A 23484-nucleotide genomic window follows, 5' to 3' on the forward strand; every position below is an offset into this window, starting at 1 on the left:
TTATGCAGGCCATTTGTGGGCCTGCGGGTCATCCTAACCGTCTTAGCTCTTGGTGGAGAAACGATAACCGGTCCCGCGCACGGTCTGCACCAGGTTCTCGTAGACCTCGCCGAGGGCCTTGCGCAGGCGACGGATATGCACGTCGACGGTGCGCTCCTCGACATACACGTTGCCGCCCCAGACCTGGTCGAGCAACTGACCGCGGGTGTAGGCGCGTTCCTGGTGGGTCATAAAGAACTGCAGCAGGCGGTATTCGGTGGGGCCCATCTCAGCCGGTTTGCCATCGATGGTGACGCGGTGGCTGACCGGGTCGAGCAGCAGGCCGCCGACTTCGATCGGCCCTTCGCTGTCGGTCGGGCCGGCGCGGCGCAGCACGGCCTTCAGGCGTGCGACCAGTTCGCGTGGCGAGAAGGGCTTGGTGATGTAGTCGTCGGCACCGACTTCCAGGCCTTGGATCTTGTTGTCCTCTTCGCCCTTGGCGGTGAGCATGATGATCGGGATATCCCCGGTCAGCTCGTCACGCTTGAGCCGGCGTGCCAGTTCGATGCCGCTGGTGCCGGGGAGCATCCAGTCGAGCAGGATCAGATCGGGTTTGCGGTCGACGATGATGGCGTGGGCCTGCTGGGTATTCTCCGCTTCCAGGCACTCGTAGCCGGCCATTTCCAGGGCCACGGCGATCATTTCACGGATCGGTGCTTCGTCATCGACGATCAGGATGTTCTTGCCAACCATGGTCAAGCCTCGGGGTCATCTCGCTGTAATGGTCTGCATTAGATAACGGAATTATTGCAGTGATATGACAGGTGCGCGGCAAAGACCGGTGAAGACGCCCCATGGGACGGGCGGTGCCGCCTAGGTGAAACCCACCACTGCGATGACCGCGGTTGATGGGTTATCACCTGCACGATCCTATGCGCGTAGAGCGTAGTCCAGGACGATACCGACAAAGATCGCCAGGCCGGCCCAGTGGTTGTGCAGGAAGGCATTGAAGCAGGCCATGGGCTTGCGGTTGCGGGTCTTGTGATATTCCCAGGCGAAACAGGCGGCGGCCACGGCCAGGCCCAGATGGAAGTAGATACCCAGTTCGAAGCGTGCGCCGGCCAGTAGCAGGCACAGCAGGGTCAGGCCCTGCAGGCTGGCGATGATCAGGCGGTCGGCATCGCCGAACAGGATGGCGGTGGATTTCACCCCGATCTTCAGGTCGTCGTCGCGGTCGGCCATGGCGTAGTAGGTGTCGTAGGCCACGGTCCACAGCAGATTGGCGATATACAACAGCCAGGCTTCGGCCGGCACGCTGCCGGTCTCGGCAGTAAAGGCCATCGGCATGCCCCAGGAGAAGGCCGCACCGAGCACCACCTGCGGATAGAAGGTGTAACGCTTCATAAAGGGGTAGCAGGCGGCCAGGGCCAGGCCGCCGAAGGATAGCCAGATGGTGGTGGCGTTGGTAAACAGCACCAGGACGAAGCTGGCGGCCACCAGCACGGCGAACAGAATCAGCGCCTCGCGCGGCTGGATCTTGCCACTGGCCAGGGGCCGCGCTTGGGTGCGTTTGACGTGGCCGTCGAAGTTGCGATCGGCGTAATCGTTGATCACGCAGCCGGCAGCGCGCATCAGGATCACCCCGAAGACGAAGATAAACAGGTTCTTCGCGCTCGGCACGCCCTCGGCCGCCACCCACAGCGCCCACAGCGTCGGCCACAGCAGCAGGTAGATGCCGATGGGCTTGTCCAGGCGCATCAGCTGGACGAAGTCCCAGGCGCGTGGGTGCAGGCGATTCAGCGATTTCAGCAAGCGGGTGTACATCGGGCGCGTCTCCGTGCGGGTTGCGGCGGATTATACGGAGTCGGCGCGCGATCGGGCGATGCGTAGGATGGGTCGGGCCGCGTAGGTTAGCCGCGTAGCGGCGTAACCCATCAGGGGCGCAGGTGATGGGTATCGCTGCGCTCAACCTACGCGGCCCGACCCATCCTACGGCTCGATACCTGCCGCGACCCAGAAGGCCGGTAGAAATACCTCGGCCACCAGCACACCGAGCTCGCCGCGACTGAAGCAGGAACGTCGCCCCCACAGACGTTCGGCGCAGGCCTCGGTGGGTAGCCAGGCGCTCGGATAGCGACAGACCTGCATTGCGCCACGGTCGAAGGCGCGGTCGCTGAACAGCAGTTCGCCGAGTGAGCGGCTGCCCAGCTCCGCCAGGTTCAGCCCGGAGCCTTGCAGGGCGCTACGGGCGGCCACGCTGCGGGCGAACACCCAGGGCTGGCCATGGCCGCGCAGATACACCTCGCGCACCCAACCCTGGCAGCCCGGGGCCACGCCGAGGGCACTGCATTCATCGCGGCGCAGCGGCTGCCAGCCTTCCTGCAGCGGGGTGACGCTGAAACCCTGATTGGACAGGGCGGTCAGCCGTCGGGTCAGCGAGTCTTCATTGAACAGCCAGTCGCGCACGGCCGCGGCGGGCGCGGGGTGCAACTGGCCGGCGGTCAGCCAGCGGGGCGGATGGGCGAGAGCGGTGTGGGGCACGGCTGGAAATCACCATGGACTGGAAGCGCGCGAGTCTAGCATGGTGCTTCGCGGATGTTGGTCGGGGCGGGTGGCCAGGGGCGGGTGCTGCTCGCTGGGCGGCACCCGACTTTAGTTGGCCCGCCGGCGAGCGGCTTTCACCCTTCGGTCGCTTGGCGCACCCTCACATTTACGGTAGTTTGCCTCGCGCAAGCCGTTAGATTCGCCAGAGGTAGTTATGAAAAAGTGGCAATGTGTGGTCTGTGGACTGATTTACGACGAAAGCCAGGGTTGGCCCGATGAAGGCATCACCGCTGGTACGCCGTGGCAGGATGTTCCGGAAGACTGGCTCTGCCCCGACTGTGGCGTGGGCAAGATGGATTTCGAAATGATTGAGATCGGTTGATCGGCAATCTTTAAACGGCGACCTGCGGGTCGCCGTTTTGTTTCGCCAGTGCGCATACTTAAGCTGGACAAGCCGACTGATGGGTGAGGTGGGTATGCGCAAATGGCAGTGTGTGGTGTGTGGCTTTATCTATGACGAAGCCCTGGGCTGCCCCGACGAGGGCATTGCCGCCGGTACCGCCTGGGAAGATGTTCCCGCCGACTGGCTGTGCCCCGACTGCGGAGTCGGCAAGGTGGACTTCGAGATGATCGAAATTACCTGAGCCGCGCCCACCCCCTGGAAAATGCGTTCTGGCCACGGCCGCCGTGCTGTCGCCAAGTTGAGGAATCGATCATGAGTGCACCCGTAGTAATAGTCGGAACCGGCCTGGCCGGTTACAACCTGGCGCGTGAATGGCGCAAGCTCGACAGCGAGACGCCTCTGCTGTTGATTACCGCCGACGACGGGCGCTCTTATTCCAAACCCATGCTCTCCACCGGCTTCGGCAAGAACAAGGATGCCGATGGCCTGAGCATGGCCGAGCCCGGTGCCATGGCCGATCAACTGAACGCCGAGATTCGCACCCACACCCGCATCAGCGGCATCGACCCGGGCCACAAGCAACTGTGGATAGGCGAGGAGGCGGTGCCCTACCGCGACCTGATCCTGGCCTGGGGGGCTGAGCCTATCCGTGTGCCGGTGGCCGGGGATGCTCAGGATGCGATCCTGCCGATCAACGACCTGGAAGACTACGCGCGCTTCCGTACCGCGGCTGCGGGCAAGCAGCGGTTGTTGCTGCTCGGGGCCGGCTTGATCGGCTGCGAATTCGCCAACGACCTCAGTCTGGGCGGCTATCAGGTCGAACTGGTGGCACCCTGCGAACAAGTGATGCCCGGTCTGCTGCATCCGGCGGCGGCAGCGGCGGTCCAGGCGGGGCTGGAAAGCCTCGGTGCGCGCTTCCATCTGGGCCCTGTGCTGGCCAGCCTCAACCACAAGGGTGAGGCTCTGGAGGCGCACCTTTCGGACGGCAGCGTACTGAGCTGTGACCTGGTGCTCTCTGCCGTGGGCCTGCGCCCCCGCACCGAGCTGGCCGCGGCTGCCGGCCTGGCGGTCAATCGCGGAGTGGTGGTCGATCGCCTGCTGCAAACGTCCCACGCCAATATCTACGCCCTTGGCGATTGCGCCGAGGTCGACGGTCTCAATTTGCTCTACGTCATGCCCCTGATGACCTGCGCCCGCGCCCTGGCCCAGACCCTGGCCGGTAAGCCGACCGCGGTCAGCTATGGGCCCATGCCGGTGACGGTAAAAACCCCGGTCTGCCCGCTGGTGGTATCGCCACCCCCGCGCGGCCTGCAAGGCGAGTGGAGCGTGGAAGGCAGTGGCGGAAACATCAAAGCGCTGTGCCTCGACAGCAACGGAGCCCTGCTCGGTTACGCGCTGACCGGTACGGCCGTGCAGGAAAAATTGGTCTTGAATAAGGCCTTGCCAGCACTCCTGGCGTAAATGGCAGCTGTTCTGTCGGTTATGTCCTTATGTTGTCCGCTGAAACTGTCGGACAACACTGGCGCAGCTCTAAACGGCATGCCATTCTCGGTGGGTCTGCCGCAGCCCAGAGCTGTTGCGGCGCCTTGGACGCTGCTCGCGCAGAGTAGCCCCGGACACAACAACAAAAACTGTCAAAGAGGCATTTATGCGTAAACCGGAACTCGCCGCCGCCATCGCGGACAAGGCAGATCTGACTAAAGATCAGGCCAACCGTGTACTCAACGCCGTACTCGAAGAAATCACTGGTGCATTGAACCGCAAGGACAGTGTCACGCTGGTGGGCTTCGGGACCTTCGTCCAACGTCATCGCGGTGCTCGCACCGGGAAAAATCCGCAAACCGGCGAGCCGGTGAAGATCAAGGCCAGCAACACTGTCGCCTTCAAGCCGGGCAAGTCGCTAAAAGACGCAGTCAACTAAGTTGCAAAACCCGGAGCCGCCAGGCTCCGGGTTGCTCACCCCGCTGTTTTCCCTTCTTTCAGCCGGATGTAGTCCCCGGCGCGAAGCGCTACAATGCGCGGCCTTTTCATTCCCCCCCCTCGCGAGGCCTTGCGCATGAAATTCCGTTTTCTTCTGTGGATGCTGGGCCGCCTGATGGCCAAGGCCAGCCGTGACAACCCGGCGTTTCAGCAACAGCTCGAAGGCCGCGATATGGTCTTCCAGTTGCATACCCTGGACGGCAAGGTTGCCCGCCACTTTATCGTCAAGGACCGGCGCATCAGCAGCAAGCGCGGCCCGGCCAACGAACCCGCCTTTGCTCTGGGCTTCAAGGATGCCGCCTACGGTTTCGCCACCATGAATGCGAAGAACAAGCAGCTGGCCTTTATGCAGGGCATTCAGAACAAGGAGATCCAGATCCAGGGCAACCCGGCGCTGGTGATCTGGTTCCATGGGCTGACCAAGTACCTGATGCCGAAGAAGAAAACCGCGGCGAAAAAAGCCGCCTGAACCGCAGTACCGCGCGTCAGGGCTGGCCGGCGTGCCCGGCATTGGTTAGGCTGGGCCGAGTTTTTCGAGAGTTCGCCCATGCGTTTGTTGATTACCCTTCTGTGCCTGGCCGCCAGCCTGGCCCATGCCGCGCCGCCCAAAGCCGAAGCCTTTGCCCCGTTGTTCGAACTGGCTGGCATCCGCCTGCTCTGCGAGCAGAGTGCGCCGCTGGTGCAGCGCGGCCTTGGTAAACAGCAGCAGGCGCAATTGGCCCAACTGTTCGCCGCCGATGCCCTGTGCCTGGATCTGGCCAAGCGCATGGTGGCCAGCTTTGATCATAAGGGCCTGATCGAAGCTAAGCGTGTGCTCGAGAGCCCGCTGGCCCAAGGTTTTACTGCTGCCGAGCGCGCGGTGGGCGAAGGTGGTGCAGAAGACCTGGCCGCCTACCGTCAGCAACTGGCCGAGCGGCCGCCCCGGAAGGAACGACTGCAGCTGGTCAAGCGCCTGGATGCCGCGGCCCACACCACTGCACTGGCCACTCTGTTGCGCTATGAGGTCGGCAAAACCCAGGCCCTGCTCACCCTCAAGGCCCGTGGCGAAAACATCGACGAGCTGGCCCTGAGCAGCCAGACCCAGGCTCAGGAACAGGCCCTGCGGGCCTCCAGCGCCACCGCAGTGGAGTCTTTTATGCTGTTCGCTTACCGGCGCATGCCCAGTGCGCAGCTGGCCGACTATGCAGCGCTCTACGAACAGGAGGCGGTCGCGTTGCTGCTGGATCGCAGCCTGGAAATCCTCCCCGAGCTATTTGCCGCACGCCGCGCCCAGCTGCGTAAATAACCCCAGACAGCGTTCGCGATCGAGATCGTCCACACAAAAAAGCGCCCCCGCCGTAAATCTTTTAGGAGCGGCGGGGGCGCTTTTTGTTGGCTACGGCCAGGTGATGGGTTCTGGGGCTGTTGTGGGAGCGGACTTGTCCGCGAATTTCGCGGCTGAAGCCCCTCCCACAGCCTGTGCAACAGCTAACGGCGTTGTGCGCCTAACCCACCTTGCGAGCGGTCTCCTCTCCTGCGTTTTTCAGCGGTCTCCACAGGGTTCAAGTGCCGCAAACATGTAGGAGCACGCCATGCGTGCGAATCGCCGGCATGGCGGAGTGCCGCCCAGCGGAGTGCCGCTCAGCCGCTCCTACAGACCGATGGCTAACGGCGCACGGAGCTCCTCTAGTACTGCGAAGCCAGTTCGCGCAGGGCCACTTCGGCTGCCAGCACTTTGTTGACCGCTTCCTCGGCCTTGTCGCGGCTGATACCCAAGTTGTCGAACAGGTTCTGCGGGATTTCGCCCTGGGGGCCGGCCCCGATGCCGTGGTTGCGCAGCAGTTTTACCGCCAGGCACACCAGATTCGGGTACATCGCGTGGGGGCCGTTGTAGTCGGTGTCGTGCTGGAAGCGCAGGGCACTGGCCAGTTCTTCCGGCATATCCCAGTAGCGCATCAACCAGGCCCCGATCTGCTCGCGGCTGATACCCAGCAGGTGCTGCTCGATATAGCTGTGTGGCAGATGCGGGTTGACCTCCAGATGGCGGCAGATCAGCGAAAAATGCGGCGGAAATACGTGCGCCAGCACCAGATAACCGAAGTTGTGCAGCAGTCCGGCGAGGTAGGTCAGGCCGGCCTCCGGGCGTTGGGCGCGAGGGATGACGCGAGTCAGGCCTTCGATCACCGCCGCGGTGTAGATCGCCTGCTGCCAATAGGGTGTGGCGTGCTGCGGTTTGTCCTTGGGCAGGCTCAGGGTCTTGCCCAGGGCGAGGCCGAGGGCCAGGTTGATCACCAGATCGAAGCCGAGCACGCGGACGATGGCGTCCTCCACCGAGCGGATCTTGCCGGGGGCGGCGTAGTAGGGCGAAGCGGCCCAGCTGACCACCTGAGCAGCCAGCGCCGGGTCGGTTTCCACCACGCCGGTAATGTCGTCCACCGTGGCGTCCGGGTCGACCCGCAGTTTGATGATCTTCTGCGCGGTTTCCGGCAGGGGCGGGATCTCGATGGTTTCTTCCAGGCGCTGCTGGATGCGCCGGGCAGTAAAGGCCTGCACTGCCTGGGTGATCTCGGCGCGGTCGTCGTCGGGGCGATCGAGGTTCAGACGGATATTTTCCAGCGGCTCGCCGAAGCGCGCGGCGCTGGCCTTGCTCAGCAGGCTCTTGAAGGCCTCGGTGGGCAGCTCCAGCAGCACGCCGGGGGTGCCGGATTCGACAAACAGGCTGGGCACTTGCAGCAGGCGCTCATCGTATAGGCAGGGCGAACTGGTCAGCGGCGGCAGCCCGGGCAGCGTTTTCAGGTTGTGCTTGCCGAGCATGCGCTCCAGGCGTTCCGGCTTGACCGCGACGAGCTGGCGGCCGGTCAGTTCGGTAAGGCGCTTGAGGTCGAGCAACTGGCTTTGCGGGTAGAGCACCAGCAGGGCCCCGACGGCATCATCGAGCAAGACCGCCTGCAGGCGCTGCGCAGCCGGCAGATTGGGCAGGTCGCTGCGCACCTGATAGCTCAGGCCCAACTTCTCCAGAAGTTGCAGAATTACCGCTGGGGGTTGCGGTGCGGTGGAGGTGGAGAGGGCGAGTTCAGTCATGGCGATATCCGGCTGAGGCAGCAATTTGCCAAGTATATGCAGCTGTGGGGTGGGCGAGGCGTTCAGGCGACGGTTACCCTGTTCACACTTGCCCATATTGTTGTCCGTGGCGTAACCAGCGCTCCAGCAGCGGGCTGACATGCTGCGGCCAGCGCTCCAGCAGGGCCTGTGCGGCATCGCGTACCGCGGGTAGCAGGTCGGCGTCGCGCATCAGATCGGCCACCTTGAACTGCAGCAGACCGGTCTGGCGGGTGCCGAGCATTTCGCCGGGGCCACGCAGTTCCAAGTCTTTTTCGGCGATAACGAAACCATCGCAGGTCTCGCGCATGATTGCCAGCCGTTCGCGGCCCAATTGCGACAGCGGCGGGTGGTAGAGCAGCAGACAATGGCTGGCGGCGCTGCCGCGACCGACCCGTCCGCGCAGCTGGTGCAACTGGGCCAGGCCGAGGCGTTCGGGATTTTCGATAATCATCAGGCTGGCATTGGGCACGTCGACGCCGACTTCGATCACCGTGGTGGCCACCAGCAGTTGCAGCTGGCCCTGCTTGAACTGATCCATCACCGCGGCTTTTTCCGCCGGCTTCATGCGCCCGTGGATCAGCCCGACATTCAGCCCGCCCAGCGCCGCAGATAAATCTTCGAAGGTGGTTTCGGCGGCCTGGCAGGTCAGCTCTTCGGATTCCTCGATCAGGGTGCACACCCAATAGGCCTGCCGCCCTTCGTTACAGGCCAGGCGTACCCGCTCGACCACTTCCAGGCGGCGGCTATCGGCGATCACCAGGGTATTGACCGGGGTGCGCCCGGGCGGCAGTTCGTCGAGGATCGAGGTGTCGAGGTCGGCGTAGGCGCTCATCGCCAGGGTTCGGGGGATCGGGGTGGCGGTCATGATCAGCTGGTGCGGGCACATGCGCCCGCCGATACCTTTCTGCCGCAGGGCCAGGCGCTGCTGCACGCCGAAGCGGTGCTGTTCGTCGATAATCACCAGCGCGAGTTTTGGGAATTGCACTTCATCCTGAAACAGCGCGTGGGTGCCGACCACCATGGGCGCGCCCGCGGCGATCTGTTCCAGGGCGCTGGCGCGGGCCTTGCCCTTGAGCTTGCCGGCCAGCCAGGCGACTTCGATGCCCAGCGGCGCGAGCCATTTGCTGAAGGTGACGAAGTGTTGCTCGGCGAGGATCTCGGTGGGGGCCATTAGCGCCACCTGGTAACCGGCCTCCAGGGCCTGCAGCGCGGCAAAAGCCGCGACCACCGTCTTGCCCGCGCCGACATCGCCCTGTACCAGGCGCAGCATGGGCTCGTCCTGGCTGAGATCGTAGGCGATCTCAGCGCCGACCCGCTGCTGCGCGCCGGTGGGGGCGAAGCCCAGGTTGGCCAGGTAGTGCTGCGGCAGGATTTTCGCCAGGGGCAGGGCGGGGGCCTGCTGCGCGCGGACGCTTTCACGCAGGCGTTGCAGGGACAGTTGGTGAGTCAGCAGCTCCTCGAAGGCCAGGCGGTGCTGGGCCCAGTGGCGGCCTTCGGCGAGCTCTTCCAGATCGGCATCCGGCGGTGGCCGGTGCAGGTAACGGATGGCCTGATCGAGCGGGCTGAGCTGGTAATCGTCGGCCAGTTCGCGCGGTAGCCAATCCGGCAGGCTGTGTGGGCCGAGGCGGGCCAGGGCCTGTTCGCTCAAGGCGCGCAGGCGCTGCTGGGTCAGGCCTTCGGTGGTCGGGTAGATGGGGGTCAGGGTCTGTTCCACGGCAATCGGCTCGCTGCCCGACAGCGCGCGGTATTCCGGGTGGTAGATCTCCAGCCCCGACGAGCCGGGGCGCACCTCGCCATAGCAGCGCACCTGAGTGCCGCGCTTGAGGCCTTCCTTCTGCGCCTGGCTGAAGTGGTAGAAGCGCAAGGAGAGGGTGCCGCTGCCGTCCTGCAGGCGCACCAATAAGCTACGTCGCCTGCCCATCACCACATCCGCGCCGCAGACCACCCCTTCGACCACGGCATCCTGACCCGGGCGCAACGCGCCGATCGGCACGATGCGGGTGCGGTCCTGGTAGCGCAGCGGCAGGTGGAACAGCACGTCCTGCAGGGTTTCCAGGCCGACCTTGGCGAGCTTTTCGGCCAGGGCCGCGCCCACGCCTTTCAGCGCGGTCACCGATACCGTGGCCAGCTCGCTCATGCCCGGTCTCAGGCCTTCTGAGCCGGCGGGCGGGCCACCGAGCACAGGCGGATCGAGTCGGTCAGCACTTCGATGGCGTTAGGCCGCGGGAAGCTGGCGCGCCAGGCGATGGCCACGGTGCGGAACGGCGCGGGAGGGCTGAGTGGGCGCACTTCGATCACGCCGGGGGCGTAGTGGTGGCTGTCCACCGCGGAGAACGGCAGGATCGAGATGCCGAGGCCGGAGGCGACCATATGGCGGATGGTTTCCAGGGAGCTGGATTCCACCGTGGTGTGCTTGGCGCTGTCTTCGCCGCCTTTGCGCAGGCTGGGGCAGGCTTCCAGTACCTGATCGCGGAAGCAGTGACCTTCACCGAGCAGCAGCAGGCTCTTGTCATTGAGCAGCGCGCTGTCGATGGTTTTCAGCTCTGCCCAGGGATGGCCGGCGGGCAGTAGGGCGTAGAAGGATTCGTCGTAGAGCGGCTTGGTCAACACATCGGCTTCCTGGAACGGCAGGGCGATGATGATGGCGTCCAGCTCGCCGTTGCGCAGCTTGTCGCGTAGCACGTGGGTGAAGTTTTCCTCGATATACAGCGGCATATCCGGGGCAACCCGGTGCAGCTGCGGGATCAGGTGAGGGAACAGGTAAGGCCCGACCGTATAGATGGCCCCGATCTTCAGCGGCGCGGCCATCTGGTTCTTGCCGACCTGGGCCAGCTCGCGGATGCTCTGGGCCTGCTCCAGCACCTTCTGCGCCTGGGTGACGATGCCCTCGCCGACCGGGGTCAGGCGTACCGCGCTCTTGCTGCGCTCGAAGATCAGCACGCCGAGCTCGTCCTCAAGCTTCTTCACCCCCACGGACAGGGTCGGCTGGCTGACATGGCAGCGCTCGGCGGCGCGGCCGAAGTGTTGTTCCTGGGCCAGGGTGACGATGTAGCGCAGTTCGGTGAGGGTCATAGTGTTTATCCATTAAATTGCGCCTAAGCATAGCCTTTGCAATGCAATCAACCAACCGGGCTAAACTGCCCGCCTGCAAATACAGGGAGAAGCCCATGGCGGGTTCAGCGAGTCTTTTGATTGCCGGCTGCGGCGACGTCGGCACCCGCCTGGGCATGCGCCTGGCTGCGGCGGGTTGGACTGTGCATGGCCTGCGCCGCTCGGTTGCGCAGTTGCCCGCGCAGATTCTGGCGGTGGCCGGGGATCTGCAGGCGGATGCCTGTCCGCCGGCCTGGCCAGCGGGCCAGCTGGATTACCTGGTGTACTGCGTGGCGGCCACCGAGCATGACCAAGCCGGTTACCGCGCCGCCTATGTCGACGGCCTGCGCCGAGTGCTGGGCTGGCTGGCCGAGCATGGGCAGCGGCCCAAGCGCCTGCTGTTTGTCTCCAGCAGCAGCGTTTATGGCCAGCAGGGCGGCGAGTGGGTCGACGAGGCTTCACCGGCCGAGGCCGAGGGCTATTCCGGGTGCATCATGCGCGAGGCCGAACAGCTGGCGCTGGGCAGCGGCTTGCCAGCCAGCCTGGTGCGCCTGACCGGGATCTACGGGCCGGGGCGGCAGTGGCTGCTCAATCAGGTGCGCCAGGGCTATCGGGTGGCCACCGAGCCGCCGCTCTACGGCAATCGCATCCATGTCGACGATGCGGCTGGCCTGCTGGCCTACCTGCTGCAAGCCGATGCCCGTGGGGTAACGCTGGAGGACTGCTACCTCGGCGTCGACGATGTGCCCGCGCCGCTGCATGAAGTAGTGGCCTGGCTGCGCGAGCAGCTCGGGGTCAGCCACTGGGCGGAGCAGGCGACGGTGCGCCGCGCTGGCAGCAAGCGCTGCAGCAACGCCCGGGCTCGGGCGCTGGGTTGGGCACCGCAGTACCCCAGTTACCGCGAAGGCTATAGCGCGATCCTGGCGGAGCGCTGAGGTGGACGCCAATCGGCTGCTGGCCCGCGCTTGGCTACCGGGGGTGGAGCTGTTCCATGCCGATTTTTCCGGTCAGGCGTTTGCGCGCCACAGCCACGATGCCTTTGCCATCGGGGCCATCCTGCAGGGCGTTGGCGGCTACCAGTGCCGGGGTGCACGGCATGCCTTGCCGGCCGGCACCCTGTCGCTGATGAATCCGCAGGAGGCCCATAACGGCTATGCCGAGTCCGAGCGCCTGGTGTATCGCATGCTCTATGTCGAAGAGGGTCGTCTGCCGCATCTGCTGGGGCGCAAGCGCCTGCCGCGGGGTTTTGCCGAGTTGAACCCGCTGGACGATGGCGCGGTAGCCCTGGGCCTGGCCCGCCTGGCGGCGGCGTTCGAGCAGGCGGATGTACTGGCTCTGGAAAGCGAACTGCTGGTGCTGTTGGAGCGGGTGTTCCTCCGTCATGGCGGATTGCCGGCGGCCCAGGCTGCGCGACGCGATGGTGGGGTGATCCTGGCCCTGCGCGACTATCTGGAGGCGCACTATGCCGAGGCCGTCAGCCTGGAACAGTTGGGCCAGCAGCTACAGCGTCATCCACGCCATCTGATCGAGGCGTTTCGCCGGGTCTACGGCGTACCGCCGCATACCTATCTGCTGCAGCGCCGGGTCCGCGAGGCCAAGCGCCGCTTGCTTGCGGGCGAGGCGGTAGTGGCGGTGGCGCTGGACCTGGGCTTTTACGATCAGGCGCATTTCTCCACGACGTTCAAGCGCTTTACCGGGGTCAGCCCCGGGTTGTTTCGCCGCTCGGCCGCCTGAGAGGCTGTGAAAAAACTCCCACCTACTGCGACCGCCCCCCGGACGCCCGCTGCTGACGTTGCGCTACGTGAAAAACAGGGTCATTTAGCTCACTAAACTCCCCTGCTTTTCACGTAGAGCGCCTTGCCGCGAACGTCTGGAGACGGTCTCGCTACGGCGCTCGATATTTTCACAACCTCTGAGTTTCTTCCAAGACCGGCTCCGCTCGCCCGTTGAAACTGGCTCCCGTTCAATTCGGGAGTCGTTTATGTTCGCCTTGTTTGTGCTGGTCGCCAGCACCCATTTCGCTGCCCTGCTGTCGCCGGGGCCGGACTTCTTTCTGCTGATCCGCGCCGCGCTGCTCAAGGGCCGGCAGCAGGCCGATGGCTGCGCCGCAGGGATCGCCCTGGCCAATCTGCTGAGCATGTTGCTGGTGCTGCTGGCCCTCGGCCTGTTGCCGGCCCAGGGTGGCTGGCTATGGCCTGCTTTGCAGGTCGCGGGTGGGGCCTATTTCATCTGGCTCGGTGGTCAGGCGCTGTGCTCGAGGCGGCGGCTGGAGCTGACCGCGATCGCACCGCAGGCGTGCACGGGAACCTGGGTGGACGGTCTGCGCGAGGGGCTGCTGGCCAGCTGCTTGAATCCCAAATTGCCGATTTTCTACGCTGGCTTGTTCGGCGTGCTGCGCGAGGCGGCGATGCCCGCCTGGGGGATGCTGCTGAGCATGCTGTGGATGACGCTGGTGGTGCTGATCTGGGACCTGGCCCTGGTGCGGCTGCTCGGGCAAGCGCGCTGGCGCAGCTGGTTGCAGCGGCGCGTGGTCTGGTTGGACCGGCTGTGCGGCGGGTTGCTGCTGGTGCTGGGGGTGTGGCTGGTATGCGCTTAACGCCGCTGCAGCCGCCAGTGCAGCGGGCCTTTGTGGTAGTCGGGCATTTCGTCGATGGCCGCGCGGTTGAGCGCCGGGAAGATGCGCAGCTGGTCGCCTTCGCGTTCGAACAGCCAGCTCTGTCCCTGTTCGCCCAGTTGCAGCCAGATGCTGTCGGCTTCGCCGCTCATGGCGGCGCAATCGCCGGCCAGGCACAGGGCGTAGCGATCGGCCCCAGGCAGGCCTTCGAGCTTGCCGTCGGCGGCGAACAGCACCAGGCCGCCTTCGCCCAGGCCCTGTTTGATGACCCAGGTGCCGCCCAGATAGGCCTGATACAGGGCCTGTTCGAAACGGCTGCCGGGCGCGGCGTAACCGCTGTCGGCCGGGTTGGCGCGGACAAAGCGCTGTTGCGGCCAGGTGTCGCTGGCGGCCTGCACCAGCTCGCTGCGGTCGAGGCTGAGCCACTCCTGGTGATCGCCATGGAAGTGCACGCGGAAACCGCCATCGGGTTCGTGGCTCAGCCGGCCCTCGCCACGTTCGAAACCATTGCTGAAGCTGGCTTGCTGGCGCTGGCTGTCGACTTGCCATTCCAGGTTGGGGCCATAGGCGAGCAGGGCTTCGCGCAGCTCGCCGCCGGCCGCCGCGGCGTCGATGGCCGCCTGGTTGATCCAGATACCGCTAGGGTCTTGCGTCTGGCTGGCACAGCCGCTGAGTAACAAGGTGGCGAGTAGCAGGCTGGGCAGGCAACGCATGGGACGTCCTTGGAAAGAGGCGGCGGGGTGGGCAAACCCCGCCGGAGGGGCTTACTCGAGTACCAGAATCGCGTCCATTTCCACTTGGGCACCCTTCGGCAGTGCTGCTACGCCGATGGCGGCGCGGGCCGGGTAGGGTTGCTGGAAGTAGCGGCCCATGACTTCGTTGACGGTGGCGAAATGCGACAGGTCGGTGAGGAAGATGTTCAGCTTGACCACGTCCTTGAACGAGCCACCAGCGGCTTCCATGACCGCCTTGAGGTTCTCGAATACCTGCACGGTCTGGGCTTCGAAGCCTTCCACCAGCTCCATGGTGGTGGGGTCCAGCGGAATCTGCCCGGACATATAGACGGTGTTGCCGGCCTTGATCGCCTGGGAATAAGTGCCGATGGCGGCCGGGGCCTTGTCGGAATTGATAACGCTTCTGCTCATGGAAAAACTCCTTGGAAAGAAGCAGCTTCAAGCCAGGCTCAAGCTGCAGGTAAAGGCGGATGCAGGCTACAGATTGCGAGCTGCAGGCTCAAGGACAGGCTTTTGCTAGGCCTTGACCCGGTTGATATGAATCACGCCCTTGAGCGCGCGCAGCTTCCTGATCACGCGGGCCAGGTGGACGCGGTCATGCACGCTGACGATCAGCAGGACCACGCTGATGCGGCCGTCGCGCTCGTCCATGCTGATTTTCTCGATATTGCCGTCGGCGGCGTTGACGCTGCCGGCCAGCAGGGCGATCAGGCCGCGCTGGTGTTCCAGTTCGATGCGCAGTTCGACGTTGAACTCGCCGACCACGTCCTTGGCCCAGGACAGCTGGATGCACTTCTCCGGGTTATGCCGGATTTCGCCGATATTTCTGCAGGTGTCCAGGTGCACCACCATGCCCTTGCCGGCAGACAGATGGCCGACGATGGGGTCGCCCGGAATCGGCGTGCAGCATTTCGCGTAGCTCAGCACCAGGCCTTCGGTGCCGCGGATCGCCAGCGGGCCTTCGGCGCTCTGCAGGGTTTCGCCGCCTTCGCTGAGCAAGCGACGCGCCACCACGTAGGCCATGCGGTTGCCCAGGCCGATATCTTCCAGCAGGTCTTCGATCACCTCCAGGCGATACTCGTCGAGCACGGCCTTGACGCGTTCCGGCGCGAGTTTCTCGACCCGGCTGTTGAAGCCGGCCAGCACCTTGTTCAGCAGGCGTTCGCCGAGGCTGATCGACTCGGAGCGGCGTTGCAGCTTGAGGGCGTGGCGAATATGGGTGCGCGCCTTGCCGGTGACCACGAAATTGAGCCAGGCTGGGTTCGGCCGCGCGCCGGGAGCGCTGACGATTTCCACCGTGGCCCCGCTCTGCAGCGGCTCGGACAGTGGTGCCAGGCGGCGATTGATGCGGCAGGCGATGCAGGTGTTGCCGACATCGGTATGCACGGCGTAGGCGAAGTCCACCGCGGTCGAGCCCTTGGGCAGCTCCATGATTCGCCCCTTGGGGGTGAATACATAGACCTCGTCGGGGAACAGGTCGATCTTTACGCTTTCGATAAATTCCAGCGAGTTGCCGGCGCGCTGCTGCATCTCCAGCACGCCCTTGACCCACTGCCGCGCGCGGGCGTGGCTGCCCTTGGGCTGGTCTTCCTCGTTGGATTTGTACAGCCAGTGGGCGGCGATGCCGTTGTTGGCCAGCTCTTCCATCTCGCGGGTACGGATCTGGATCTCGATCGGCACGCCGTGCATGCCGAACAGGGTGGTGTGCAGCGACTGGTAGCCGTTGGCCTTGGGGATCGCGATGTAGTCCTTGAAGCGGCCTGGCAGCGGCTTGTACAGATTGTGCACGGCACCGAGCACGCGGTAGCAGGTGTCGACCTTGTCGACGATGATGCGGAAGGCGTAGACGTCCATGATCTCGTTGAAGGCTCGACGCTTGCCGCGCATCTTCTGGTAGATGCCGTACAGGTGCTTCTCGCGGCCCACCACCTCGCCTTCCATGCCCTCGCGGGCCAGGCAGTGGCTGATCGATTCCTCGATCTTGTTGACGATTTCCTTGCGATTGCCCCGGGCCCGGCGCACGGCGGCGCGGATGCGCTCGGAGCGCATCGGGTGCATGGCCTTGAAACCCAGGTCCTCGAACTCGATGCGCATGCTGTGCATGCCCAGGCGGTTGGCGATGGGGGCGTAGATTTCCAGGGTTTCCTTGGCGATGCGCCGGCGTTTCTCGCCGGATAGCACTTCCAGGGTGCGCATGTTGTGCAGGCGGTCGGCCAGCTTGACCAGGATCACGCGGATATCGCGGGCCATGGCCATGGCCATCTTCTGGAAGTTCTCGGCCTGGGCCTCGGCCTTGGTCTCGAAGTTCATCTGGGTCAGCTTGCTGACCCCATCGACCAGTTCCGCCACGGATTCGCCGAACTGGGCGTCCAGGGCTTCCTTGGCGATGCCGGTGTCTTCGATTACGTCATGCAGCATGGCGGCCATCAGGCTCTGATGGTCCATGTGCATATCAGCCAGGATGCTCGCCACCGCCAGGGGATGGGTGACGTAGGCTTCGCCGCTGCGCCGGCGCTGGCCGTCGTGGGCCTGCTCGGCGTAGAAATAGGCGCGACGCACCAGGTTGACCTGGTCGTCGTCGAGGTAGGTCGAAAGTCTGTCGGCGAGGGCGTCTATGCTCGGCATGGGCGTTCCCCTTGCCGATTCAGATGACCCTGCGCCTGACGACGTCGACCCGGCATAGGCTTACAGAGGCTCGTTGGCCTCTTCCTCGAATGCGGCAAACAGCGGTTCTTCTTCGACAATCTCGTCCTGAGCGATGACGTCATAGCTCATCAGGCCAGCAGCGATTTCGCGCAGGGCGACCACGGTAGGCTTGTCGTTTTCCCAGGCGAGCTTCGGCTCTTTGCCGCCGGTGGCCAGCTGGCGCGAACGCTTGGTGGCGAGCATGACCAGCTCAAAGCGGTTATCAACGTGATCCAGGCAATCTTCGACGGTAACGCGGGCCATGGTGTTCCTCGTAGCAAATGCGTAATAAAGCGGGCCCAAATGGGCGGGCGGACTGGATAGTCTAGTTAAGCCCGTGGTACGGCCGCAAGCTTTAAGCTACAAGCGGCAAGAAATACCCCGGTTGCGAACGTGCCGCATACCGCGTTAAACCAGCAATTCGCTGAGCAAACCACTGTGGCGCTGCTGTTGCGGTCCCTGCAGCAGTTGGTTGGCGCGGAAAATGGATTTCAGGTCGCTGAGCGCATGGGCGAAGTCGTCGTTGATCAGCAGGTAGTCGTATTCGACGTAGTGACTCATCTCGCTGACCGCCTCACGCATGCGCCGTTCGATGATCTCGCCGCTGTCCTGGCCACGGTTGGTCAGGCGATGGCGCAGGGCCTCCTGGGTCGGCGGCAGGATAAAAATCGACTTGGCCTCGGGCATCAGCCGGCGCACCTGTTGCGCGCCCTGCCAGTCGATTTCCAGAATCAGGTCGTAGCCTTCGGCCAGGGTCTGCTTGACCCACTCCTGGGAGGTGCCATAGAGGTTGCCGAACACCTCGGCATGCTCGAGAAACTCGGTGTTGTCGAGCATGGCATGGAACTGTTCGCGGCTGACGAAGTGGTAGTTGACCCCTTCCACCTCGCCCGGGCGCATGGCCCGGGTGGTGTGCGACACCGAGACGCGAATCTGCGCTTCGCTGTCGATCAGTGCTTTGACCAGGCTGGTCTTGCCCGCGCCGGAGGGGGCGGAAACGATATAGAGGGTGCCGGTGGTAATGGCCATAAATGTGTCCCGGGGCTGTCTTTCTATTCTTTCAGGTCTTAACGCGTAGGCAGTAGCGTTATTCGATGTTCTGTACTTGTTCGCGCATTTGCTCGATCAGCACTTTCAGATTGACTGCCGCCTGGGTGCTGCGGGTGTCGAAGGCTTTGGAACCCAGGGTATTGGCTTCGCGGTTGAGCTCCTGCATCAGGAAGTCCAGGCGTCGGCCGGCCGCGCCGCCGCTTTTCAGCACGCGGCGTACTTCGCTGACATGGGTGACCAGGCGATCGAGCTCTTCGGCGACGTCGCTTTTCTGCGCGAGCATCACCAGCTCCTGCTCCAGGCGCTGCGGGTCGAGCTCGGCCTGCATCTCGGCGCAGCGGTCGAGGATCTTCTGCCGTTGGCCGGCGAGCATCTGCGGCACCAGTTCGCGCAGGGCGACGACCTCGGTGGCGATGGCGTCCAGGCGTTCGTTAAGCAGCTTGGCCAGCTCGGCACCTTCGCGCGAACGGCCAATTTTCAGTTCATCCAGCGCCTGCGTGAAGAGGCTCAGGGCGGCCTTGTTGAGGGCTTGCGGGTCAGCGGCATCGGCCACCAGCACGCCGGGCCAGCCTAGCACTTCCAGGGGGTTGAGCGGGGCGGGCTGCTGGATCAGGTCGGCCACGCTCTGCGCCGCCGCCACCAGTTGCGCGGCGCGGGTCAGGTCGACCTGCAGGGTCTTGCCGGTGCTGTCTTCGGTAAAGCGCAGGGTGCATTCGACTTTGCCGCGCGACAGACCGCTGCGCAGCGCTTCGCGCACTGCGCCTTCGAGGTCGCGAAAGGCTTCCGGCAGGCGCAGGTGGGGTTCCAGGTAGCGGTGATTGACCGAACGCAGCTCCCAGCTCAGGGTGCCATTGGTGCCGGCCTGTTCGGCGCGGGCGAAGGCAGTCATGCTGTGGATCATGGGGCAAACCTCGCGGAAACGTCGTAACTCAAGGCGCAGGATTGTAGCGCAGTGCGTCGGTCGCTCCCAATTCGGCATACCGCCGCAGGCTTAGGGCCCTATAATGCCGGGCAGATTTTTTATTAAGAGCAGGTATTCCCAGATGAAACGTCCCAGTGGCCGCGCCGCCGATCAGTTGCGCTCGATTCGCATCACCCGCAACTACACCAAGCATGCCGAGGGTTCGGTGCTGGTGGAATTTGGCGATACCAAAGTGATTTGCACGGTCAGCGTCGAGTCGGGTGTGCCGCGCTTCCTCAAGGGCCAGGGTCAGGGCTGGTTGACCGCCGAGTACGGCATGCTGCCGCGCGCCACCGGTGACCGTAACCAGCGTGAAGCCAGCCGCGGCAAGCAGGGCGGTCGTACCCTGGAAATCCAGCGTCTGATCGGCCGTTCGCTGCGCGCCGCTCTGGATATGAGCAAGCTGGGCGAGAACACCCTGTATGTCGATTGCGACGTGATTCAGGCCGATGGCGGTACCCGTACCGCGTCCATCACCGGTGCCATGGTGGCCCTGGTCGATACGCTGAAAGTGATCAAGAAACGTGGCGGCCTGAAAGGCGGCGACCCGCTCAAGCAGATGATTGCCGCGGTATCGGTGGGCATGTACCAGGGCGAGCCGGTGCTGGATCTGGATTATTTGGAAGATTCGGCGGCAGAAACCGACCTCAACGTGGTGATGACCAGTGCCGGCGGCTTTATCGAAGTGCAGGGCACGGCCGAGGGCGCGCCCTTCCAGCCGGCCGAGCTGAATGCCATGCTGGCATTGGCGCAGAAAGGCATGACCGAGCTGTTCGAGTTGCAGCAGGCGGCCTTGGCCGACTGATTACCCGCAACGCCTCTATATGCAACGTCAAGGAGAAGCACCATGAGCGACGAATCCCCAGTGCCGCAGCCGGCACCCAGTCAGGAAGCCCGGCAATGGGCAATGTTCTGTCACTTCGCGGCCTTTTTCGGGCTGGTGTTTCCCTTTGGCAATCTGCTTGGGCCGCTGATTGTCTGGCAGATCAAGAAGGACCTCGACCCCTTTGTCGATCAGCAGGGTAAGGAAGCCCTGAATTTCCAGATCAGCGTGTCGTTGGCGATGGTGCTGTGCTTCCTGCTGATGGTGGTGATTATCGGCTTCCCGCTGCTGGTGCTGGTCGGGGTTGCCGCGCTGGTGCTGACCATCATTGCCGGGATCAAGGCCAATGAAGGCCAGGCCTATCGCTATCCCTTCGCCTGGCGTCTGGTGAAATAGAGGCAGGCAGACAACAAAAAGCCGGCATCGCGCCGGCTTTTTGTTGTCTGTCGATCAGACGCTGAGAATCCAGTCGTAATCGACGATCAGTGGCGCATGCTGGGAGAACCGCGGCTGGCGCGGCAGGCGTGCGCTGCGCACGCTGCGGCGCATGCCGGGGGTCAGCAGTTGGTAGTCGTAGCGCGAGCCGAGGTTGAGCAGTTCAGCCTGCTCGCTGTCCGGCCACCAGCTGAACTGCTCGCCTTCGCGGCTGACTTCGCGCAGGGCGTCGACATAGCCCATGGTGCCGATCACTTCATCCATCCAGGCCCGTTCGGGTGCGAGAAAGCCCGGCGATTGCTGGCAGTCGCGCCAGTTCTTCACGTCGAGTTTCTGGTGCGCCACGTAGAGTGAGCCGCAGTAGATGTATTCGCGGCGCTTGCGGCGCTGCTTGTCCAAATAATGGGTGAAGTCGTCCATAAACTTGAACTTCTGGTTCAAGCTTTCATCGCCGTTCTGCCCCGATGGCAGTAACAGGGTGGCGATACTTACCTTGTCGAAATCGGCCTGCAGGTAGCGCCCGTAGCGATCGGCCATTTCAAAGCCGAGGCCGCTGATTACCGCCTTGGGTTGCAACCGCGAATAGAGTGCCACGCCACCTTGGCTCGGCACTTCAGCATCGCAGGCATAGAGGAAATAGCCATCCAGTTGGAGGGCTTGGTCGTCCAGTTCAAAGGCGGAGGCGCGGGTGTCCTGCAGACAGATGACGTCGGCATTCTGTGCTTGCAGCCAGCTGAGCAAACCGCGCTCGACTGCAGCATGAATACCATTCACGTTCACACTGATGATCCGCATAAATGGCCCCCAAAATCACGTGCGTGTATGATACCCGAGCTCACCTCTATTAGCTAAATTCCTAGCAGATCCGTGTTGTCCGGGGCTTTTTCATGCAAGCGTACCAGCGCGATTTCATCCGTTTTGCCATCGAGCGTGGGGTCCTGCGCTTCGGTCAGTTCACCCTGAAATCCGGGCGGATCAGCCCGTATTTCTTCAATGCCGGGTTGTTCGACAGTGGTTCGGCCCTGGCTCAGCTTGGGCGTTTCTATGCTGCTGCGGTGGTAGACAGTGGAATCGCCTTCGACGTTCTGTTCGGCCCAGCCTATAAGGGCATTCCGCTGGCGGCGACCACTGCGGTGGCCTTGGCCGAGCATCATCAGCGCGATTTGCCCTGGTGTTTCAACCGCAAGGAAGCCAAGGATCATGGCGAAGGCGGCACCCTGGTGGGGGCCCCGTTGGCCGGTCGGGTGCTGATCGTTGACGATGTGATCACCGCTGGTACGGCCATTCGCGAGGTGATGCAGATCATTCAGGCCCAGGGCGCGCAGGCCGCCGGCGTGCTGATCGCGCTGAACCGCCAGGAGCGCGGCAAGGGCGAGCTGTCGGCGATTCAGGAAGTCGAGCGCGATTACGGCATGCCGGTGGTGAGCATTGTGTCACTGCAGCAGGTGTTGGAATATCTGGCTGACGACGCCGAACTCAAGCAGTATTTGCCTGCGGTAGAGGCTTACCGCGCCGAATACGGCATCTGATTTCTTGAAGTGAGGACCTGCATCGATGGGCACAACCAGGCTGATTCGCTGTTCGCTGTTGTTGGGCCTGCTGCTACCGGCTGTGGCGAGTGCGGTCGAGCTGTACCGTTATATCGACGAACGCGGTACCACGGTACTCAGTCGCCAGGGCGTACCGCCTGAGCATATCGCCCGCGGTTATGAGGTGCTCAACGAGCAGGGCCGGGTAATCCGGGTGATTCCCCCAGCCCCCACTGCCGAGGAACTGCGGCGGATGCAGCAGGAGAAGGCGCGGGCGCTTTCCGATGTGCAGCTGCTGCGTCTCTACAGCACCCCGGAAGACGTCGAACGGGCCCGGCAGCGCAAGCTCGCCGAACTCGATGGTTTGATTGGTGTAGCGCGGGGCAATTTGCAGTCGGTGCGTACTCAGCAGGGCAATCTGCAGAGCCAGGCCGCCGAGCATGAGCGTGCCGGCCGCGAAGTGCCTGCCCATCTGTTGGCGCAGATCGATAACCAGATTGCCGAGCAGACGCGTCTGAAAAGCGATATCGAACACTATCGGGCGCTGCGTGAGCAGTCGAATGCCAATTTCGACGCCGACCTCGATCGACTCAAGCAGCTGACCGAGCGCTAGCGCGGTCCCGCTTCGGCCAGCTCAAGGGCTGCCCGAAGCGCTCTGCGATGGCCGTTTAGGGGCGCTTGCGGTTGCAGATCAGGGTGCCGACGCCGCTGTCGGTGAAGATTTCCAGCAGCACCGCATTGGGCACCCGGCCGTCGATGATATGGGCGCTGTTGACGCCACCCTGCACCGCTTCCAGGGCGCAGCGGATCTTCGGCAGCATGCCGCCGTAGATGGTGCCGTCGGCGATCAGGCCATCGACCTGCTCGGTGGTCAGGCCGGTGAGCACTTCACCCTGCTTGTCCATCAGGCCGGCGATATTGGTCAGCAGCATCAGCTTCTCAGCTTTCAGTGCCTCGGCCACCTTGCCGGCCACCAGGTCGGCGTTGATGTTGTAGGACTCGCCGTTCTGGCCGACGCCGATGGGCGCGATAACTGGGATAAAGTCGCCCTTGACCAGCATGTTGAGCAGGTCGGTATTGACCCCGGTGACTTCGCCGACATGGCCGATGTCGATGATTTCTGGCTGGGTCATCTCCGGGGTCTTGCGGCTGACCTGGAGCTTCTTGGCGCGGATCAGTTGGGCATCCTTGCCAGTCAGGCCGATGGCGCTGCCGCCATGCTGGTTGATCAGGTTGACGATGCTCTTGTTGACCTGGCCGCCGAGGACCATTTCCACCACGTCCATGGTGGCGGTGTCGGTGACGCGCATGCCGTCGATAAAATGGCTCTCGATGGACAGGCGCTTGAGCAGGTCACCGATCTGCGGGCCGCCGCCGTGGACGACTACCGGGTTGATGCCCACCGCTTTCATCAGCACGATGTCGCGCGCGAAGCCTTGCTTGAGCTCTTCGCTTTCCATGGCGTTGCCGCCGTATTTGATCACCAGGGTCTTGCCGACAAACCGGCGGATATACGGCAGCGCTTCGGACAGTACCTTGGCGACGTTGGTGGCGGCATCACGTTCGAGGGTCATGC

The 23484-nt window shown here is 63.8% G+C and carries 27 protein-coding genes; 13 read left to right on the forward strand and 14 right to left on the reverse strand.

Annotation, left to right across the window (positions count from 1 at the left end; translation table 11 throughout):
- Positions 1–42 precede the first annotated feature (42 nt).
- The 3 genes from phoB to VMP31_RS06480 form a co-directional block, all read right to left on the reverse strand.
- Positions 43–732 (reverse strand): phosphate regulon transcriptional regulator PhoB, encoded by a 690-nt coding sequence (phoB, locus tag VMP31_RS06470; RefSeq protein ID WP_090379663.1) that lies wholly within the window; start codon positions 730–732, stop codon positions 43–45.
- A gap of 177 nt (positions 733–909) precedes the next feature.
- Positions 910–1803, reverse strand: a complete 894-nt coding sequence (gene ubiA, locus VMP31_RS06475) for a 4-hydroxybenzoate octaprenyltransferase (RefSeq protein ID WP_325505254.1) — start codon at positions 1801–1803, stop codon at positions 910–912.
- Between the two features lie 165 nt (positions 1804–1968).
- A complete protein-coding gene (locus VMP31_RS06480; protein WP_325505256.1) occupies positions 1969–2520 on the reverse strand; it encodes a chorismate--pyruvate lyase family protein in 552 nt (183 codons plus the stop codon).
- Positions 2521–2737: 217 nt separating this feature from the next.
- Between VMP31_RS06480 and VMP31_RS06485 the strand changes: the two genes are divergently transcribed.
- The 6 genes from VMP31_RS06485 to VMP31_RS06510 all read left to right on the forward strand — a co-directional run bounded on the left by VMP31_RS06485 (position 2738) and on the right by VMP31_RS06510 (position 6191).
- Complete coding sequence (locus VMP31_RS06485) at positions 2738–2905, forward strand: rubredoxin (protein ID WP_325505258.1); 168 nt, start codon at positions 2738–2740, stop codon at positions 2903–2905.
- A 94-nt stretch (positions 2906–2999) separates the two neighbouring features.
- Complete coding sequence (locus VMP31_RS06490) at positions 3000–3167, forward strand: rubredoxin (protein WP_325505260.1); 168 nt, start codon at positions 3000–3002, stop codon at positions 3165–3167.
- A 71-nt stretch (positions 3168–3238) separates the two neighbouring features.
- Complete coding sequence (locus tag VMP31_RS06495) at positions 3239–4387, forward strand: NAD(P)/FAD-dependent oxidoreductase (protein ID WP_325505262.1); 1149 nt, start codon at positions 3239–3241, stop codon at positions 4385–4387.
- Positions 4388–4574: 187 nt separating this feature from the next.
- Positions 4575–4847, forward strand: coding sequence for an HU family DNA-binding protein (locus VMP31_RS06500; RefSeq protein WP_298113809.1), 273 nt, complete (start codon positions 4575–4577; stop codon positions 4845–4847).
- Positions 4848–4982: 135 nt separating this feature from the next.
- A complete protein-coding gene (locus tag VMP31_RS06505) occupies positions 4983–5375 on the forward strand; it encodes a helicase (protein ID WP_325505264.1) in 393 nt (130 codons plus the stop codon).
- 78 nt (positions 5376–5453) lie between these two features.
- The gene (locus tag VMP31_RS06510; protein WP_325505265.1) at positions 5454–6191 is read left to right on the forward strand and encodes a hypothetical protein; all 738 of its coding nucleotides are present in this window, start codon (positions 5454–5456) and stop codon (positions 6189–6191) included.
- Positions 6192–6571: 380 nt separating this feature from the next.
- Here the strand turns inward: VMP31_RS06510 and VMP31_RS06515 are convergent, their stop codons facing one another.
- From VMP31_RS06515 to VMP31_RS06525, 3 genes are all read right to left on the reverse strand, one after another.
- Entirely contained in the window at positions 6572–7966 is a 1395-nt protein-coding gene (locus tag VMP31_RS06515; protein ID WP_325505266.1) for an aminoacyl-tRNA deacylase and HDOD domain-containing protein, read from the reverse strand.
- 82 nt (positions 7967–8048) lie between these two features.
- Positions 8049–10124, reverse strand: coding sequence for an ATP-dependent DNA helicase RecG (recG, locus tag VMP31_RS06520; protein ID WP_325505268.1), 2076 nt, complete (start codon positions 10122–10124; stop codon positions 8049–8051).
- Positions 10125–10132: 8 nt separating this feature from the next.
- A complete protein-coding gene (locus tag VMP31_RS06525) occupies positions 10133–11059 on the reverse strand; it encodes a hydrogen peroxide-inducible genes activator (RefSeq protein ID WP_325505270.1) in 927 nt (308 codons plus the stop codon).
- Between the two features lie 95 nt (positions 11060–11154).
- Between VMP31_RS06525 and VMP31_RS06530 the strand changes: the two genes are divergently transcribed.
- From VMP31_RS06530 to VMP31_RS06540, 3 genes are all read left to right on the forward strand, one after another.
- Positions 11155–12012 (forward strand): NAD-dependent epimerase/dehydratase family protein, encoded by an 858-nt coding sequence (locus VMP31_RS06530; protein WP_325505272.1) that lies wholly within the window; start codon positions 11155–11157, stop codon positions 12010–12012.
- 1 nt (position 12013) lies between these two features.
- On the forward strand, positions 12014–12811 hold the full coding sequence (locus VMP31_RS06535) for an AraC family transcriptional regulator (protein WP_325505274.1): 798 nt from the start codon (positions 12014–12016) through the stop codon (positions 12809–12811).
- Positions 12812–13058: 247 nt separating this feature from the next.
- On the forward strand, positions 13059–13673 hold the full coding sequence (locus VMP31_RS06540; RefSeq protein WP_325505276.1) for a LysE family translocator: 615 nt from the start codon (positions 13059–13061) through the stop codon (positions 13671–13673).
- Here VMP31_RS06540 and VMP31_RS06545 read toward each other — a convergent pair.
- The 6 genes from VMP31_RS06545 to VMP31_RS06570 all read right to left on the reverse strand — a co-directional run bounded on the left by VMP31_RS06545 (position 13670) and on the right by VMP31_RS06570 (position 19061).
- Positions 13670–14404 carry a hypothetical protein gene (locus VMP31_RS06545; protein WP_325505278.1) on the reverse strand — a complete coding sequence of 245 codons (735 nt, stop codon included), beginning with the start codon at positions 14402–14404 and terminating at the stop codon, positions 13670–13672. The two genes, VMP31_RS06540 and VMP31_RS06545, sit on opposite strands and share 4 nt — an antisense overlap.
- A 51-nt stretch (positions 14405–14455) precedes the next feature.
- Positions 14456–14836 carry a RidA family protein gene (locus tag VMP31_RS06550; protein ID WP_325505280.1) on the reverse strand — a complete coding sequence of 127 codons (381 nt, stop codon included), beginning with the start codon at positions 14834–14836 and terminating at the stop codon, positions 14456–14458.
- A gap of 105 nt (positions 14837–14941) precedes the next feature.
- The gene (gene spoT, locus VMP31_RS06555; RefSeq protein WP_325505282.1) at positions 14942–17050 is read right to left on the reverse strand and encodes a bifunctional GTP diphosphokinase/guanosine-3',5'-bis pyrophosphate 3'-pyrophosphohydrolase; all 2109 of its coding nucleotides are present in this window, start codon (positions 17048–17050) and stop codon (positions 14942–14944) included.
- A gap of 60 nt (positions 17051–17110) precedes the next feature.
- On the reverse strand, positions 17111–17374 hold the full coding sequence (gene rpoZ / locus VMP31_RS06560) for a DNA-directed RNA polymerase subunit omega (protein ID WP_305621687.1): 264 nt from the start codon (positions 17372–17374) through the stop codon (positions 17111–17113).
- Positions 17375–17518: 144 nt separating this feature from the next.
- Complete coding sequence (gmk, locus tag VMP31_RS06565) at positions 17519–18139, reverse strand: guanylate kinase (RefSeq protein ID WP_325505286.1); 621 nt, start codon at positions 18137–18139, stop codon at positions 17519–17521.
- A gap of 58 nt (positions 18140–18197) precedes the next feature.
- Positions 18198–19061, reverse strand: a complete 864-nt coding sequence (locus tag VMP31_RS06570) for a YicC/YloC family endoribonuclease (RefSeq protein ID WP_325505287.1) — start codon at positions 19059–19061, stop codon at positions 18198–18200.
- Between the two features lie 142 nt (positions 19062–19203).
- On the opposite strand from VMP31_RS06570, the gene rph reads away from it, so the two are divergent.
- Both rph and VMP31_RS06580 read left to right on the forward strand, forming a co-directional pair.
- The gene (rph, locus tag VMP31_RS06575) at positions 19204–19926 is read left to right on the forward strand and encodes a ribonuclease PH (protein WP_325505289.1); all 723 of its coding nucleotides are present in this window, start codon (positions 19204–19206) and stop codon (positions 19924–19926) included.
- Positions 19927–19968: 42 nt separating this feature from the next.
- Positions 19969–20340 (forward strand): DUF4870 domain-containing protein, encoded by a 372-nt coding sequence (locus VMP31_RS06580; RefSeq protein ID WP_325505291.1) that lies wholly within the window; start codon positions 19969–19971, stop codon positions 20338–20340.
- Positions 20341–20394: 54 nt separating this feature from the next.
- On the opposite strand, the gene VMP31_RS06585 is transcribed toward VMP31_RS06580, so the two are convergent.
- Positions 20395–21174, reverse strand: a complete 780-nt coding sequence (locus VMP31_RS06585) for an exodeoxyribonuclease III (protein ID WP_325505293.1) — start codon at positions 21172–21174, stop codon at positions 20395–20397.
- Positions 21175–21266: 92 nt separating this feature from the next.
- Between VMP31_RS06585 and pyrE the strand changes: the two genes are divergently transcribed.
- Positions 21267–21908 (forward strand): orotate phosphoribosyltransferase, encoded by a 642-nt coding sequence (gene pyrE, locus VMP31_RS06590; RefSeq protein ID WP_325505295.1) that lies wholly within the window; start codon positions 21267–21269, stop codon positions 21906–21908.
- A 25-nt stretch (positions 21909–21933) separates the two neighbouring features.
- Entirely contained in the window at positions 21934–22521 is a 588-nt protein-coding gene (locus VMP31_RS06595; protein ID WP_325505296.1) for a DUF4124 domain-containing protein, read from the forward strand.
- Positions 22522–22576: 55 nt separating this feature from the next.
- On the opposite strand, the gene argB is transcribed toward VMP31_RS06595, so the two are convergent.
- On the reverse strand, positions 22577–23482 hold the full coding sequence (gene argB, locus VMP31_RS06600) for an acetylglutamate kinase (RefSeq protein WP_325505298.1): 906 nt from the start codon (positions 23480–23482) through the stop codon (positions 22577–22579).
- Positions 23483–23484: the final 2 nt, after the last annotated feature.

It is taken from the genome of Pseudomonas sp., from assembly GCF_035512415.1.
Classification (GTDB): Bacteria; Pseudomonadota; Gammaproteobacteria; order Pseudomonadales; family Pseudomonadaceae; genus Aquipseudomonas.